The following is a 16,096-nucleotide window of genomic DNA, read 5'->3' as shown; positions in this document are numbered from 1 at the left end:
CACCCGGGGCGTGCGCGAGCGAGCACGATCCTGAGAAAACCCTTGCGCTCGGCCGCGGGCAACGGCTAACGTCGTTACCCGCGGCAACTCGGCCGCCATGAACGAAAGGGGAGGTGAACCGTGATTCCGAATCGGACCTGCACCACGGCGCTTCCCCCGTTCTCGCGCCCCACGGCCTAGCCTCAGCCCCGCTGACACCGCTGCCGTTCGGCCCGAACGCCAGGAAGCGCCTCCATCGCTCAGTCATTCCATGGAGGAAGATTCCCGTGTTCACCCAATCCTGCCGCTCGCACGACAGCGAGCTGCTGCTGTTCCATCAACACGATCCCGTCTCGTGGGTCGATTCCCTTCAGTTCGGTCGCGGCCTCGCGGCCGGAACCTATCGTCGCGAGTGGACCTGGCTGGCGTTCGTCGACGACCAGCCGGTCGCCCGCGGCGTCTGGTGGGGCCCGGTCGGCTCGGTGCACCCCATCGAGTTGCACTGCCTGATCGTCGATCGCTCCCTGCCGCACCCCGAGGTGTGGGCTGCGGCGCTCATCCGCTCGGCGCATCGTGCGTTCACGGATGCGGGGGCGATCCTCGCCCCCGACTTCGTGGTCGAGGTGCCAGAGGCCTCGCGCCAGAACGAGGTCGAGGGGGCGCTCGCGTGGCGGCGCCGGGCGGCCGAGGCGGCCGGTCTGGCCGTCGTGACCGAGCGGGCTCTGCCTGCGGCATCGGCGTCCGACGCGGCCTCCGGGCCGCTCGAGCGGATGCGTCAGGTGCGGTACTCCGCGCGGCCGCTTCCGGCTCCTCGCGGCGTTCGCGTGCATGCCGCCGTCTGACCCCTCCCGGCCCCGTGCCGGGAGGGACGCCCTCTGTGTGACTGTCACACGGCCGCTCCGGGCATCCGGTGCGTCTCGTGTGACAGTCACATGCGGGGGAGACCTGCGGGCATAATGGCGGGGTAGCCAACCACGTTCTCGCTGTGTGAACGTGCACATCAGCACCGGAGCAGGTACGGGATGAACGAGCTCTCCCCGGAGGTCAAGCGCCAGCGCGCGCCGAGTATCCGCGACGTCGCCAAGCTCGCCGGGGTCTCGCACCAGACCGTCTCGAGGGTGCTGAACAACCACCCGAGCATCCGTGACGAGACCAAGGCCCGCGTGCTCGAGGTGATGAGCGAGCTCCAGTACCGCCCGAACCGGGCGGCCCGGGCCCTGGTCACCAGCCGGTCGCGCGCCATCGGGGTGCTCACCTCGTCGCGTTCGGAATACGGCCCCGCCTCGAGCATCAAGGCGATCGAGGAGGCGGCCCTGCTGCAGGGCTACCTCGTGGTGACCGCCAATGCCGACGGCACCGATCGCGACTCCATCGCCCGTGCCATCACCCACCTGCTCGATCAGGCCGTCGAGGGCGTGGTGGTGATCGCGCCGCAGGTGCGCGTGTTCGACACGCTCGCCGAGATGAGTCTCGACCTGCCCTACGTCACCCTGCAGTCAACCGGTCGCACGGGCGACCACTCGCTCTCGGTCGACCAGATGACGGGCGCGCGCCTGGCCACCCGGCACCTGATCGAGCTCGGTCACCGCGGCATCTACCATCTCGCGGGCCCCCAGGACTGGGTGGAGGCCGAGGCGCGGATGGAGGGGTTCCTGCGCGAGATGAGCGCGCAGGACGTGCCGACGACCGCGCCCATCCTCGGCGACTGGACGGCCGAGTTCGGCTACTACGCGGGCCTCGAGCTGCTGCGGGTGCGCGACTTCACGGCCATCTTCTCCTCGAACGACCAGATGGCGCTGGGTCTCATCCACGCCATCCGCGACACCGGTCTCGACGTGCCGGGCGACATCAGCGTGGTGGGCTTCGACGACATCCCCGAGGCCGCGCACTTCTGGCCGCCGCTCACCACGGTGCGGCAGGACTTCGCCGAGCTGGGCCGCCGCTGCGTGGCCCTGCTGGTGGGGGCCGTCGACGAGGCGGGCGCCGACGGCGGTCAGGCGGATGGGGTCGATCCGGAGGCGCCCGCCTCGGTGCTGCCCACCCTGGTGGTGCGTCGGTCGACCGCGCCCCCCGCGTTCTGACGGGCTGACGGCCGCCGGCCGTCTCGGTTACCGAACCGAGACCAAGTCGAACTTGACACCATGCGTGCGCATGCGCCTAATATGAACCCCGATGTGACCGTTCACATGAATCAGCAGCGGAACGGGAACACACGACGAAGGGGTCATCAGGATGACGATGCGAGCCGAGCTCGAGGTGGGCGTCGCCCGTCTCCGGGCGGAGATCGCGGGACTGCACTCCGAGCTCACCCGTCACGAACTCGTGGTCTGGACCACGGGGAACGTGTCGGGCCGCGTGGTGGGTGCCGACCTGTTCGTCATCAAGCCGTCGGGCGTCTCCTACGAGGAGCTCGCACCGGAGAACATGATCCTCTGCGATCTCGACGGCAACGTCGTCCCCGGGACTCCGGGGGCAGCCAGAGCACCCTCGGTCGACGCCGCGGCGCACGCCTACGTGTACCGCACGCTGCCCGAGGTGGGGGGAGTGGCTCACACCCACTCGCCGTACGCCGTGGCCTGGGCGACGCTCGGGGAGCCCATCCCCTGCGTCACCACGACCATGGTCGCCGAGTTCGGCGGGGAGATCCCGGTGGGTCCGCTCGCCCGGATCGGCGACGATTCGATCGGCCGCGGGATCGTCGGCACGCTGGAGGGCCATCGCTCGCCGGCCGTGCTGATGCAGAGCCACGGCCCCTTCGCCATCGGCCCTGACGCCCGGGCCGCGGTGAAGACCGCGGTGCTCGTCGAAGACGCCGCCCGAGTGGCTCATCTCGCCCGCCAGATCGGCGAGCCGAAGCTGCTCACCCCCGGGGGCACCAGCCCGGGGTCATCCACCACCAGTCCGAGTCCGACGAAGAAGTCCTACACCACATCACGAAAGGAAACACAGTGAAGATCAAGACACTGCTCGCGGGAGTCGCCGCGGGCGCCCTGATGGTCAGCCTCGCAGCCTGCTCCAGCGGAGGAAGCAGCACCTCCGGCGACGGCGGCAGCGGAGACGGCGGCCTGATCGGCGTCGCGATGCCCACCAAGTCGTCCGAGCGCTGGATCCAGGACGGCGACGCCGTCAAGTCGCAGCTCGAGGAGAAGGGCTACACCGTCGACCTGCAGTACGCAGAGGACGACATCCCCACCCAGGTCTCGCAGATCGAGAACATGATCACCAAGGGCGCCAAGGCCCTGATCGTCGCGTCGATCGACGGCACCACGCTCACCAGCGTGCTGCAGGAGGCCGCCGACAACGACATCCCCGTCATCGCCTACGACCGCCTCATCCGCGACACCGAGAACGTGGACTACTACGCCTCGTTCGACAACTACAAGGTCGGCGTGCAGCAGGCCAACTCGGTGCTGAACGGCCTCGGCCTCGTCGACCTCGACGGCAAGGCCATCGACGGCGCCCCGGCCGGCCCGTTCAACGTCGAACTGTTCGCCGGTTCGCCCGACGACAACAACGCCACGTTCTTCTGGAACGGCGCGATCGACACCCTCCAGCCCTACATCGACAACAAGACCATCGTCGTGAAGAGCGGCCAGGAGAGCTTCGAGCAGGCCGCCACGCTCCGCTGGGACGGCGAGACCGCCCAGAAGCGCATGGAGAACCTGCTGACGTCGACCTACTCCGACGGCTCCAAGGTGAACGGCATCCTGTCGCCTTACGACGGCATCTCGCGAGGCATCATCTCGGCTCTGACCGACGCGGGATACTCCGTGGGCGCCGGCTGGCCCGTCATCTCGGGCCAGGACGCCGAGCTCGACTCGGTCAAGGCCATCGAGTCGGGTGAGCAGTACGCGACCATCTTCAAGGACACCCGCGAGCTGGCCACCGTCGCCGTCGACATGGCGTCGGCTCTGCTCGAGGGCACCGAGCCCGAGACGAACAACACCGAGGACTACGACAACGGCGTGAAGGTCGTTCCCTCGTACCTGCTCGAGTCGCAGATCGTCGTGAAGGACAACATCGAGGACGTCCTCGTGAAGTCCGGCTACTGGACCGAAGACGAGATCAAGGGCTAGTCAGCCCACCAGGAACACCCGCCCCGGCCGAGCGCGAGAGCGCCCGGCCGGGGCGGCGGTTCCGCCCCCACCCGGCGTACCGCGTACGAGGCAAGGAAGAGGTAGACCACGACATGTCCGATGACAGGACGAACATCCTCGAGATGCGCAGCATCACCAAGACGTTCCCAGGAGTCAAAGCGCTCCAGAACGTGACGGTGGATGTGCGCCGCGGTGAGGTGCACGCCATCTGCGGCGAGAACGGCGCCGGTAAGTCGACGCTGATGAAGGTGCTCTCGGGTGTGTACCCGTTCGGCACCTACGAGGGCGACATCGTGTTCGAGGACGAGGTCGTGCAGTTCCGCGACATCCGTGACTCGGAGGCGAAGGGCATCGTCATCATCCACCAGGAGCTGGCCCTCAGCCCCTACCTCTCGATCGCCGAGAACATCTTCTTGAACAACGAGTTGAAGGGCCCGCTCGGCCTGATCGACTGGAACAAGACCAACCACGAGGCCGCCGCCCTGCTGGCGCGCGTGGGTCTGCGTGAGAACCCCACCACCAAGGTGCGCGACATCGGCGTGGGCAAGCAGCAGCTCGTGGAGATCGCCAAGGCGCTGTCCAAGCGCGTGAAGCTGCTCATCCTCGACGAGCCCACCGCGGCCCTGAACGACGAGGACTCCGACCACCTGCTGAACCTCATCCTGCACCTCAAGGAGCAGGGCATCACGTCGATCATCATCAGCCACAAGCTGAACGAGATCAAGAAGGTCTCCGACTCGGTCACCGTCATCCGTGACGGCAAGACCATCGAGACCATCGCGAAGACGGATGTCACCGAAGAGCGCATCATCAAGGACATGGTGGGCCGCGACCTCGAGCACCGCTACCCCGACCACACCCCGCACATCGGTGAGGAGATCCTCCGCGTGGAGGAGTGGACCGCCCACCACCCGCAGGACCCCACCCGCGTGATGGTCGACGACGTGAACATCTCCGTGCGCGCCGGCGAGATCGTGGGCATCGCAGGGCTGATGGGCGCCGGCCGCACCGAGTTCGCCATGAGCCTGTTCGGCCGCAGCTACGGTTCGCGCATCTCTGGCCGCGTGTTCGTGAAGGGCAAGGAGGTCAAGACCCGCACCGTCTCGGAGGCGATCGAGGCCGGCCTCGCCTACGCCACCGAAGACCGCAAGACCTACGGCCTGAACCTGATCGACGACATCAAGCGCAACATCTCGATGGCGTCGCTGGAGAAGCTGGAGCGCTTCGGCCTGGTCGACGACGGCAAGGAGTTCCAGGTCGCGAACACCTACCGCTCGAGCATGAACATCAAGGCGCCGAGCGTGCTGGCCAAGACCGGGAAGCTCTCCGGCGGCAACCAGCAGAAGGTCGTGCTGTCGAAGTGGATCTACTCCGACCCCGACGTGCTCATCCTCGACGAGCCCACCCGCGGCATCGACGTGGGCGCCAAGTACGAGATCTACAGCATCATCAACAAGCTCGCGGCCGAGGGCAAGGGCATCATCGTCATCTCCTCGGAGCTGCCGGAGCTGCTCGGCATCTGCGACCGCATCTACGCCCTCTCCGAGGGCCGCATCACGGGCGAGCTGCCCATCGACGAAGCAAGCCCCGAGGCGCTTCTCAAACTCATGACCATGGAAAAGCCCCGCTAGCCCGCGCGCTGACGGAAGAGGAGAAACTACGACCATGTCCGACCTGGAAACGAAACCGTCCGACTCGACGGCCGCGGGCGCGAGCGTCAACCCCGTGGAGAACAAGTTCACCGAGCGGCTCAGCCACATCCTGGGCGACCTCGGCAAGAACGGCATCTTCATCGCCCTCGTGCTCGTGGTGGTGCTGTTCAGCATCCTGACCAACGGCATCCTGCTGCGCCCGCAGAACATCTCGAACCTGATCGTGCAGAACGGCTACATCCTCGTTCTCGCGATCGGCATGGTGATGGTCATCATCGCCGGCCACATCGACCTCTCGGTGGGTTCGGTCGCCGCCTTCGTGGGCGCCGTCTCGGGTGTGTTCGCGGTTCAGTGGGGGCTTCCCTGGTGGCTGTCGATCATCCTGTCGCTGCTGGTGGGTGCCCTCGTGGGTGTCTGGCAGGGCTTCTGGATCGCCTTCGTGGGCATACCGGCGTTCATCGTCACCCTGGCGGGCATGCTGATCTTCCGTGGCCTCGCGCTGGTGGTGCTCGGCAACGCGAACATCGGTTCGTTCCCCACCGAGTACCGAGCACTCGGCAACGGGTTCCTCACCGACCTGTTCGGCTCGTTCGAGCTCGACCCGCTGACGCTGGGCATCGCGGCCATCGCCATCATCGCGCTGTTCGTCTCGCAGTTCCGCACCCGTCGTGCCCGTCAGAGCTACGGCCAGGAGGTCGAGCCCTTCGCCTGGTTCATCGCCAAGCTGGTGCTCGTCTCGGTGGCCGTGGCCCTGTTCGCCTACGCGCTCGCCACCTACAAGGGCATCCCGGTCACCCTGATCGTGCTGGCCGTGCTGGTGCTCATCTACGGCACCATCATGAACCGCTCGACCTTCGGCCGTCACGTCTACGCCATCGGCGGCAACCTGCACGCCGCGGAGCTCTCGGGCATCAAGACGCGCAACGTCACCTTCTGGCTGTTCGTGAACATGGGCGTGCTGGCCGCCCTCGCCGGCCTGATCTTCACCGCCCGGCTCAACCTGGCCGGCCCGAAGGCCGGTGACGGCTTCGAGCTCGAGGCCATCTCCGCCGCCTTCATCGGTGGTGCGGCGGTGCAGGGCGGCGTCGGCACCATCGGCGGCGCGATCATCGGTGGTCTGATCATCGGTGTGCTGAACAACGGCATGTCGATCATGGGCATCGGCATCGAGTGGCAGCAGGCCGTCAAGGGCCTCGTGCTGCTGCTCGCCGTGGCCTTCGACGTGTACAACAAGCGCCGCTCCGGCGGACGCTGACCCTCGCGCTCGAGCGCGGGTTCTCCATGGTGATTCGGCGGGTGTCCACCCGGCCCGGTATAGGGTCGCGGTCGTGACACCCGCCGAATTCCGTTTCGCCCTCGCGGGGGGCGACGTGCTCGCCGTGCGGCCGGGGGCCGTGGTGGCCGTGTGCTCGGGCGACGACCTCGTGCAGGGGCAGGTGGCCCGGCAGATCACCGACCGGGCGGCGTCGTCGTCGCCGTCGGGCGGGCGAGCGGATGTCGGCGCGGCTGCAGCCGGCTCCGGTGCCGGGCGGTTCGCCTGGGTCGACCGCCGCCGCGGCCTCGTGCCCGCGCTCGACGTGGCCGAGAACATCTTCATGGGCCACGAGCGGCGGCGCACCCGTGGCCTGTTCCGCGGCGGCATCGACTGGGCGCGCACGCGCGACGACGCGGGGGAGCTGCTGGCCGGCCTCGGCTCGACGCTCCGCCCGGTCGACCGTGCCGGCGGTCTCGGCGAGTTCGACCGCCTCGTGGTGGAGATCGCCCGGGCGCTCGCGCGCGACGCGGCGGTGCTGGCGCTGGACGAACCGACGGCCCGTCTGAATGCCGACGAGGCCTCCCGGCTGCTCGGCATCCTGAGCGCGCTGGCCGGGCGCGGGGTGGCCGTGCTCGTGTTCACGCAGCGGCCGCTCGAGGCACTGCGGTTCGCCGACGAGGTGGTGGTGGCGCGGCAGGGGGCGATCGTCTCCGCGCATCCGCGATCGGAGCGGGATGCGGGCGAGGCCGGCCTTCAGGCGGTTCGGCGACGTGTGCTCGCCGATCTGGTGGGGGCGACGGATGCCGGTGCCGACCACTCGGCGACGAAGACGCTCTCGGCCGCCGACGGGGGCGCCTCCTCGCCCGAGCTGCTGCGCATCGCGCACTGGAGCACCTTCGACCCGGTGGAGCCGGAGCAGCCGCTGGTCGACGACGCGGAGCTCGTGCTGCGGGCAGGCGAGATCGTGGGGCTGGCCGGTCTTCGCGACTCGGGCGCCGAGTCGCTGCTGTTGAGCGTGTACGGGGGCTCGGAGGGAACCGGCACGACCGGCACGGTGGCGGTCGACGGCCGCGCGGTCGACACCGGCACGGTGGAGAAGGCCATCGCCGCCGGACTCTTCTTCGCCACGACGTCGGCGCCCCGGTACCGGGTGCGCTTCGTGGGCGGCATCGCGATGCCGGTGTCGGCGTCGCGGCTGCCCGCCATGGTGTCGCTCGGTCTCGTCGACCGCGACAGCGACACGGCCCCTCGTGACGGTCTGGGCGACAAGGTGCTCGGGGCGGCCCGCTCGCTCAGCCGCGGGGGCGACGAGGCCGGGCACATCCGGGGGCTCGTGCAGGCGTTCCCCGACTCCGATCGGCGGGTGCTGATGCTGGCCGAGCCGCTCCGCGGTTCGAACGCGGCGCAGCGAGCGGAGATCCGGGCCGGGCTGATGGCGGCTCGCGCCGCGGGCAAGGCGGTGGTGGTGGCGTCGGCCGACCTCGCCGAGCTGTTCGACCTGTGCGACCGCGTGGTGACGATGGCGGCCGGTCGCGTCACGGGTGAGGTGCGTCCCGGCGCCGACCCCGCCGCCGTCGGCGCCCTCCTCGCCCCCCGCTGATCCCCGGCCCCCCTCCGGGTCGGCGGGGGTGGAAGCGCGCTAGCGTAGGGGCGTGAGCGACGAGCCGAGGGGGAGCGCGGGCGTGCCGGTGCGGTGGGGCCTGGTGGACGTGTTCGCGGGGGTGATCGCGTTCGTGCTGCTGTCGTCGGTGGCGACGCTGATCGCGCGTCAGCCCGGCGTGGCCGTCTCGCCCTGGGCGGTGTTCGGCATCGAGCAGGTGATCGGCGGCTGGCTGCCGCTGGTCGCCGTGGTGCTCGTCGCTTCGCGCTGGCGCGGCCGCGGCCGGCTCCGCGACGACTTCGGGTTGCGCTTCGAGCCGCTCGACCTCGCCATCGGCATCCTCGCCGGCATCGTGCTGCGCTTCGCCGCGGTCGGCACCGCCGAGCTCGTGCGGGTGGCCAGCGGCACGCCGGCCGGCGCGTTCAGCGGGGGAGTGGGCGACCCGGTGTGGTTCGTGCTCACCGCGGTGCTGGCCGCATCCCTCGTCACGCCGTTCGTCGAGGAGCTGTTCTTCCGCGGGCTGGTGCTGCGCTCGATCCAGCAGGCGGTCGCTCCGGATGCCGCCGCCTCGGCCGCGCGGCAGCGGGCGGCCGGGGTCGCCGCGGTGGTCGGATCGGCGTTGCTGTTCACCGCCTTCCACCTCACGGGCGTGCCGGAGACGGCGGCCGCCGTGTCACGCCTGATCACCCTGTTCGTGGTGGGCCTGGTGCTCGGAGCGCTGGCGCTCGTGACCGGGCGGCTCGGCCCGGCCATCGCCACCCACGTGGTGTTCAACCTGTCGGTGGCGGCGATCGAACTGGTGACCGCACCGGCCGCACCGGGGCTGCCGACCCTCGGCTGACGGGCCGCCGCGCGCCGGCGCAGGCCTCACCGCCGCTGGTAGGCCTCCCAGGCCGACTGCACCATCTCGTTCAGCGTGTGGCTCATGCGCCACTCGAGGTCGCGCGCCGCGAGCTCGCCGTTCGCCACGATGCGGGCCGGGTCGCCCGGGCGCCGCGGGGCGACCTCGGGTTCGAACTCGATGCCGGTCACCGCGGCGACCTCGGTCATGATCTCGCGCACCGAGACTCCGTCGCCCGAGCCGAGGTTGTAGGCGGGCAGCACCGGCTCGCCCGCGTCGAACCGGCGGGCGGCGGCCACGTGGGCCAGTGCCAGGTCGGCCACGTGGATGTAGTCGCGCACGCAGGTGCCGTCGGGGGTGTCGTAGTCGTCGCCGAAGATGAGGGGGCGGCGGCCCTCGCCGAGCGCGCCGAACACCAGCGGGAAGAGGTTGTGCTCGCTCGCGTCGTAGAGCTCGGGCGATCCCGACCCCACCACGTTGAAGTAGCGCAGCGCCGTGGCCCGCAGGCCCACCGCGACGGCCTGGTCGCGCAGCAGCCACTCGCCGATGAGCTTCGACTCGCCGTAGGGCGACTCGGGCGACTTCGGGGTGTCTTCGGTGACGAGCAGGGTGTCGGGGGTGCCGTAGACGGCGGCGCTCGAGGAGAACACCAGGCGGTCGACGCCGACCGCCTGCATCCGTTCGAGCAGCACGGCGGTGCCGGTGACGTTCTGCTCGTAGGTGTGCAGCGGCCGCTGCACCGAGATGCCCGCGTACTTGTAGCCGGCGACGTGGATGACGCCGGTCACCTCGTGCTCGCGGAGTGCCTTCTCCACGAGGTCGCCGTCGAGGATGGACCCCTGCACGAACGGCACACCCTCGGGCACGAACTTCTCGTAGCCGCTGGAGAGGTCGTCGAGCACGACGGGGCTGAGGCCGGCGCTCTGCAGCGCCCGCACGACGTGGGCGCCGATGTAACCGGCACCTCCTGTGACGAGCCATACGGTCATCGGTCAGTCCTCCTCGGTCGTTGCTGCGGCGCCGAACGGACGGCGGACGGCGCCTTCCGACGGCAGCACCGAGAACACTACGGGTTCGCGGTACCCGGCATCGGCGAACGCCGCGCGCTGGGCCTCGGCGAGTTCGTGGGCCAGGCTGCGGCGGATGAGGGCGATCGAGGCGCCGCCGAAGCCGCCCCCGGTCATCCTCGAGCCCACGGCGCCGACCCTGCGGGCCACCTCCACCGAGAGGTCGAGCTCGGGCACCGAGATCTCGAAGTCGTCGCGCATCGAGGTGTGCGAGGCGTCGAGCAGCTCGCCGATGGCGCCGGCCCCGTGCTTCTCCAGCGTCGACACGGTGGCGAGCACCCGCTCGTTCTCGGTGATGATGTGGCGCACGCGGCGGAAGGTCTCGTCGTCGAGCAGTTCTTCGGCCCGGCCCAGGTCGTCGCGGGTCAGGTCGCGCAGCGACGGAACCCCCAGCACCCGGGCGCCGAGCTCGCACGACGCGCGGCGTGCGGCATACCCGCCGGTGGCGTGCTCATGCTCGACGCGGGTGTCGGTGACCACGATCACGAGCTCCTCGTCGTCGAGACCGAGCGGCACCACGCGGGTCTGGAGCGACCGGCAGTCCAGCAGCACGGCCGAGCCGAGCTTGCCGAGCAGCACGGCCGACTGGTCCATGATGCCGGTGGGCGCACCCACGGCCTCGTTCTCGGCGCGGCGGCCGATCACGGCGAGGGTGCGGCGGTCGAAGCCGAGGCCCCAGAGCTCGTCGATCGCGATCGCGACGACGCTCTCCAGCGCGGCGCTGGAGGAGAGCCCCGCGCCGACGGGGATGTCGGAGACGAGGTAGAGGTCGAGCCCCGGCACGTGGGCGAGGTCGGCGCCCTGCACGCCGGCCGCCCAGATGACGCCGAGCGGGTAGGCCGACCAGCCCGACACGGCGTCGGCGGTGAGCTCGTCGAGCGAGATCTCCACCACCTCGTCGGTGAAGGCGGAGGAGACGCGCACCGTGCGGTCGTGGCGCAGACCGGCGGCCAGCACCGTGTGCCGGTCGATTGCGAACGGCAGCACGAAGCCGTCGTTGTAGTCGGTGTGCTCGCCGATGAGGTTCACCCGCCCGGGGGCCGACCAGAGCGAGGTGGGCGCCGTGCCGTAGCGGGCGGCGAAGCCCTGAACGGCGGCCGCGTCGAGCTCGGCGAGCCCCTGAGGGGAGGTGGTGTCGGTCATTCGTCGTCCTTGTCTGCCCGTTCGAGCGCATCCCGCAGCAGCCCGGCCGCGGTCTCCGGCGGCACATCGCCGATGAAGGCTCCCATCGCGGCCTCGGAGCCGGCCAGGAACTTCATCTTGTCGGCGGCCCGGCGGGGCGAGGTCACCTGCAGCATCAATCGGATGTCGTCACGGTGCTCGTTCACGGGCGCCTGGTGCCACGCGGCGATGTAGGGGGTCGGGGTGTCGTAGAGGTGATCGATGGCGCGCAGGATGCGACGGTACACGACCGCGAGCTCGTCGCGTTCGTCGGGTGTGGTCGCCGCGAAGTCGGGCACCTGGCGGTTCATCAGAAGGTGCACCTCCACGGGCCAGCGGGCCGCGAACGGCACGAAGGCGGTGACGTGCTCGCCCTCGATCAGCACCCGCTCCGAACCGCGTTCGAAGGTCAGGATGTCGTCGAAGAGGGTGGGGCCGTAGCGCTCCACCGACTCGATCAGCTTCTGCGTGCGCGGGGTGATGTAGGGGTAGGAGTAGATCTGGCCGTGCGGGTGGTGCAGGGTGACGCCGATGGCCTCGCCCCGGTTCTCGAACGGGAAGACCTGCTGAACACCGGGCAGCGCCGACAGTGCGGCCGTGCGGTCGGCCCAGGCCTCGATCACGGTGCGGGCCCGGGTGACCGGCAGGTCGGCGAACGACCCCTCGGTGGCCGGGCTGAAGCACACCACCTCGCAGCGGCCGACCGACACGGCGGTGCGCCCGAGGCCCACCTCGCGCAGCGACGCCAGCTCGGCGGCCGGGTCGGTGCCCGGGGCGGCGAGGTCGGGGCCGAACGAGGGCGACTTGTTCTCGAACACGGCCACGTCGTAGTTGCTCGGCACCTCGGTGAGGTTCTCGGGGCTCGACGGGGCGAGCGGGTCGAGGTGCTTCGGCGGCAGCATCACGCGGTTCTGGCGCGCGGCGGCGATGGAGACCCATTCGCCGGTGAGCGGGTCCTGCCGCATCTGAGCCACGGGCGGCCGCGGGGCCTCGGGGCGGGCGTCGTCGGCCCGCTCGGGGGGCAGCAGGCTGCCCGGATCGTCGAAGTAGATCAGTTCGCGGCCGTCGGAGAGACGGTGCACCCGCTTGATGATTCCGTTGCTGAGGGTCTGCACCCCTCGATTACGGCAGTTTTGATTTCGAAAGTCAAGCCCGCGCATCCGGTTTCGAATGCGTAAGATCGGGGCATGGCGAACGACGGCTCGGCAGCGCAGCGCCGCACGCAGATCGTGGCCCTCGTGGGAGCCACCGGATTCGCGCGGGTCACCGAGCTGAGCCGCGAGCTCGGCGTGTCGGAGGTGACCGTGCGCAGCGACCTCGCGGCCCTCGAACAGGGCGGCGCCGTCGACCGGGTGCACGGCGGCGCGGTGCTGCGTGGCATGTCGCCCCGCAGTGAGCCGGCGCTCGAGCCCTCGTTCGAGTCGGCGCGCCAGACCTGGGCCGACGAGAAGCGCCGCATCGCCGTGGCCGCGGCCGGCCTCGTCGAGAGCGGCACCAGCGTGCTGCTCGACGTGGGCACCACCACGGCGGCAGTGGCCGACGCGCTGCTCGAGCGCGACGACCTCGACGACGTGGTGATCATCACCAACGGCCTCTCGATCGCCCTCGCGCTCGAAGACGCCATCCCGCGCTTCACCGTGGTGGTCACCGGCGGCACGCTCCGCCCGCTGCAGCACTCGCTCGTGGCCCCTTATGCCTCCGTGCTGCTCGGCCGGCTGCACGCCGACCTGGCCTTCATCGGCTGCACCGGGGTCGACGCCCGCGCCGGCGTCACCAACGTGAACCTGCCGGAGACCGAGCTGAAGAGCGCCATGGTGGCGGCGGCCGACCGGGCGATCGTGGTGGCCGACCCGTCGAAGATCGGGCAGGCCGACGTGGGGATCGTGGGCGCGCTCGCCGACTTCGAGCTGCTCATCACCGCCGCAGGCCGCGCTGCTCCGGATGGGCACGCCGAGCGCCTGGCCGAGCTGGCCGAAGCCGGTCTCGCGACCCTCTCCGCACCCTGAGCCGCCCGCATCCGTTCTCTGTCACACACAACTCACTTCTCACGAAAGGCGCCTCGATGACCGAGCCCTACCTGCCCGCCGCCGACCGCTACGAGCACATGCCCTACAAGCGCTCCGGGCGGAGCGGCCTGAAGCTCCCCGAGCTCTCGCTCGGGCTCTGGCACAACTTCGGCCACGAGCGCCCGATCGACACCCAGCGGGCCATCATCCGCCGGGCGTTCGACCTGGGCATCACCCACTTCGACCTGGCGAACAACTACGGCCCGCCCGCGGGCTCGGCCGAGACGAACTTCGGGCGCATCCTCGCCGAAGACCTTGCGCCCTACCGTGACGAGATCATCGTGTCGTCGAAGGCCGGTTACTTCATGTGGGAGGGGCCCTACGGCGAGTGGGGCTCGCGCAAGAACCTGATCGCCTCGCTCGACCAGAGCCTCGGGCGACTGGGGCTCGACTACGTCGACATCTTCTACTCGCACCGGTTCGACCCCGAGACGCCGCTCGAAGAGACGATGGGCGCGCTCGCCACCGCGGTGCACTCCGGCAAGGCGCTGTACGTCGGGGTGTCGAACTACTCGCCCGAGGCGACGCTCGAGGCGGCGCGCATCCTCGCTTCGCACAAGGTGCCGCTCACCATCCACCAGCCGAGCTACTCGATGTTCAACCGGCACATCGAGGCCGGACTTCTGCCCGTGCTCGATGAGGTGGGCGCCGGCAGCATCGTGTTCTCGCCGCTGCAGCAGGGGCTGCTCACCGACCGCTACCTCGACGGCCACGTGCCCGACGGATCGCGCGCGGCCACGAGCCGGTTCCTCACCGCCGACCGCATCGACGACGTGTACCTCGAGCGGGCGCGCGGTCTGAACGAGATCGCGGCCGACCGCGGCCAGACCCTGGCGCAGCTCGCGCTCACCTGGGTGCTGCGCCACCCGCAGGTGACGAGCGCCCTCATCGGCGCGTCGAGCGTGGCGCAGCTGGAGCAGAACGTGGCCGCGCTGGGCGCCCCCGAGCTCACCGCCGACGAGCTGGCCCGCATCGAGCCGCTCGCGGTGGACGGCACCGCCCGCCGCTGATCCCACCCCGCGACTCGTGCCGAACGCCGCCGAATGCGAGCATTCTGCGGCGATTCGGGACGAGTCGCGGGGGTGGGCGGTAACGTCATGCCATGAGAATCCTTCTGGTCGGCGCCGGCGGAGTGGGCGACGCCATCGCCAAGATCGCCGCACGCCGAGACTTCTACGAACTGATCGTCGTCACCGACTACGACCTGACCCGGGCCGAACGCACTGTCGCGTGGGTCCAGGCGCGGCACGGCGGCGACGTGGCGGCCCGCTTCACGGCCGACCGCATCGACGCCTCGAACCCCGACGACGTCACCGCGGTGGCCCGCCGGCACGGCGCAACGCACGTGATGAACGCGGTGGAGCCCAAGTTCGTGCCCACCATCTTCGCCGGGGCGCTCGCCGCGGGAGCCGACTACCTCGACATGGCGATGAGCCTGTCGGAGCCGCACCCCGCGCATCCCTACCAGCAGACCGGCGTGAAGCTCGGCGACGACCAGTTCGCCCAGGCGCCCGACTGGGAGAAGGCCGGCCGCCTCGCTCTGGTGGGCATGGGCGTCGAGCCCGGCCTCTCCGACGTGTTCGCCCGCTACGCCGCCGATCACCTGTTCAGCGAGATCGACGAGCTCGGCACCCGCGACGGCGCGAACCTCGTGGTGCGCGACAGCGACGGCAACGAGATCTTCGCCCCCTCGTTCTCGATCTGGACCACGATCGAGGAGTGCCTGAACCCTCCCGTCATCTGGCAGAAGGACACCGGCTGGTTCACCACGCCGCCGTTCTCGGAGCCCGAGGTGTTCACCTTCCCCGAGGGCATCGGCGACGTGGAGTGCGTGAACGTGGAGCACGAGGAGGTGCTGCTGATGCCGCGCTGGGTCGATGCCAAGCGGGTGACCTTCAAGTACGGGCTCGGCGAGGAGTTCATCGGCATCCTGAAGACGCTGCACCAGCTGGGCCTCGACAAGACGACGCCGGTCACGGTGCGCTCGGCGAACGGACCGGTCGAGGTGGCGCCGCGCGACGTGGTGGCCGCCGGCCTGCCCGATCCGGCGACGCTCGGCCCGTTCATGACGGGCAAGACCTGCGCCGGGCTCTGGGTGACGGGCACCGGCACCGACGGGCAGCCGCGCGAGGTGTATCTGTACCACGTGAGCGACAACGAGTGGACGATGGCGGAGTACGAGGCGCAGTGCGTGGTGTGGCAGACCGCCCTCAACCCCGTGATCGCGCTCGAGCTGCTGGCCGCCGGCACCTGGACGGGCACGGGCGTGCTCGGCCCTGAGGCCTTCGACGCCCAACCCTTCCTCGACCTCATGGCGGCCCCCGTCGACGAGGGCGGCTACGGCCAGGTCTGGGGCCTGGAAGACCGGCTCGCCTGAG

14 protein-coding genes are annotated in these 16,096 nt (G+C 70.2%); 11 read left to right on the top strand and 3 right to left on the bottom strand.

Annotated elements, in window-relative coordinates; genetic code table 11:
- Nucleotides 1–266: 266 nt before the first annotated feature.
- The 8 genes from ACEXOR_RS06775 to ACEXOR_RS06740 all read left to right on the top strand — a co-directional run bounded on the left by ACEXOR_RS06775 (nt 267) and on the right by ACEXOR_RS06740 (nt 9,424).
- Nucleotides 267–821 carry a hypothetical protein gene (locus ACEXOR_RS06775; RefSeq protein ID WP_374848696.1) on the top strand — a complete coding sequence of 185 codons (555 nt, stop codon included), beginning with the start codon at nt 267–269 and terminating at the stop codon, nt 819–821.
- A gap of 180 nt (nt 822–1,001) precedes the next feature.
- Nucleotides 1,002–2,060, top strand: a complete 1,059-nt coding sequence (locus ACEXOR_RS06770; protein WP_374848695.1) for a LacI family DNA-binding transcriptional regulator — start codon at nt 1,002–1,004, stop codon at nt 2,058–2,060.
- 151 nt (nt 2,061–2,211) lie between these two features.
- Entirely contained in the window at nt 2,212–2,931 is a 720-nt protein-coding gene (locus ACEXOR_RS06765; protein WP_374848693.1) for an L-ribulose-5-phosphate 4-epimerase, read from the top strand.
- The gene (gene chvE, locus ACEXOR_RS06760) at nt 2,928–4,055 is read left to right on the top strand and encodes a multiple monosaccharide ABC transporter substrate-binding protein (protein WP_374848692.1); all 1,128 of its coding nucleotides are present in this window, start codon (nt 2,928–2,930) and stop codon (nt 4,053–4,055) included. The genes ACEXOR_RS06765 and chvE overlap by 4 nt, the downstream gene beginning before the upstream one ends.
- A 113-nt stretch (nt 4,056–4,168) precedes the next feature.
- Nucleotides 4,169–5,707: a multiple monosaccharide ABC transporter ATP-binding protein gene (mmsA, locus tag ACEXOR_RS06755; protein ID WP_374848691.1), complete on the top strand. Its 1,539-nt coding sequence runs from the start codon at nt 4,169–4,171 to the stop codon at nt 5,705–5,707.
- Between the two features lie 34 nt (nt 5,708–5,741).
- Nucleotides 5,742–6,983, top strand: coding sequence for a multiple monosaccharide ABC transporter permease (mmsB, locus tag ACEXOR_RS06750; protein WP_374848690.1), 1,242 nt, complete (start codon nt 5,742–5,744; stop codon nt 6,981–6,983).
- A 73-nt stretch (nt 6,984–7,056) separates the two neighbouring features.
- Complete coding sequence (locus tag ACEXOR_RS06745; protein WP_374848689.1) at nt 7,057–8,583, top strand: sugar ABC transporter ATP-binding protein; 1,527 nt, start codon at nt 7,057–7,059, stop codon at nt 8,581–8,583.
- Nucleotides 8,584–8,635: 52 nt separating this feature from the next.
- Nucleotides 8,636–9,424: a CPBP family intramembrane glutamic endopeptidase gene (locus ACEXOR_RS06740; protein ID WP_374848688.1), complete on the top strand. Its 789-nt coding sequence runs from the start codon at nt 8,636–8,638 to the stop codon at nt 9,422–9,424.
- Between the two features lie 26 nt (nt 9,425–9,450).
- On the opposite strand, the gene galE is transcribed toward ACEXOR_RS06740, so the two are convergent.
- Genes galE through galT form a run of 3 tightly spaced genes read right to left on the bottom strand, consistent with a single transcriptional unit; the run spans nt 9,451 to nt 12,767 of the window.
- Nucleotides 9,451–10,413, bottom strand: coding sequence for a UDP-glucose 4-epimerase GalE (gene galE / locus ACEXOR_RS06735; protein ID WP_374848687.1), 963 nt, complete (start codon nt 10,411–10,413; stop codon nt 9,451–9,453).
- A gap of 3 nt (nt 10,414–10,416) precedes the next feature.
- On the bottom strand, nt 10,417–11,634 hold the full coding sequence (gene galK / locus ACEXOR_RS06730) for a galactokinase (protein WP_374848686.1): 1,218 nt from the start codon (nt 11,632–11,634) through the stop codon (nt 10,417–10,419).
- A complete protein-coding gene (galT, locus tag ACEXOR_RS06725; RefSeq protein WP_374848685.1) occupies nt 11,631–12,767 on the bottom strand; it encodes a galactose-1-phosphate uridylyltransferase in 1,137 nt (378 codons plus the stop codon). Before galT ends, galK begins: the two co-directional genes overlap by 4 nt.
- 72 nt (nt 12,768–12,839) lie before the next feature.
- On the opposite strand from galT, the gene ACEXOR_RS06720 reads away from it, so the two are divergent.
- From ACEXOR_RS06720 to ACEXOR_RS06710, 3 genes are all read left to right on the top strand, one after another.
- Nucleotides 12,840–13,658, top strand: coding sequence for a DeoR/GlpR family DNA-binding transcription regulator (locus tag ACEXOR_RS06720; protein WP_374848684.1), 819 nt, complete (start codon nt 12,840–12,842; stop codon nt 13,656–13,658).
- Between the two features lie 56 nt (nt 13,659–13,714).
- Nucleotides 13,715–14,728: an aldo/keto reductase gene (locus tag ACEXOR_RS06715; protein ID WP_374848683.1), complete on the top strand. Its 1,014-nt coding sequence runs from the start codon at nt 13,715–13,717 to the stop codon at nt 14,726–14,728.
- A 92-nt stretch (nt 14,729–14,820) separates the two neighbouring features.
- Nucleotides 14,821–16,095 (top strand): saccharopine dehydrogenase C-terminal domain-containing protein, encoded by a 1,275-nt coding sequence (locus ACEXOR_RS06710; RefSeq protein WP_374848681.1) that lies wholly within the window; start codon nt 14,821–14,823, stop codon nt 16,093–16,095.
- Nucleotide 16,096 lies beyond the last annotated feature (1 nt).

The sequence above is a fragment of the Herbiconiux liangxiaofengii genome (genome assembly GCF_041927335.1).
Taxonomy (GTDB): domain Bacteria; phylum Actinomycetota; class Actinomycetes; order Actinomycetales; family Microbacteriaceae; genus Herbiconiux; species Herbiconiux liangxiaofengii.
Note: the sequence above shows the minus strand (reverse complement) of the source record. Positions and strands in the feature narration are given on the sequence as shown.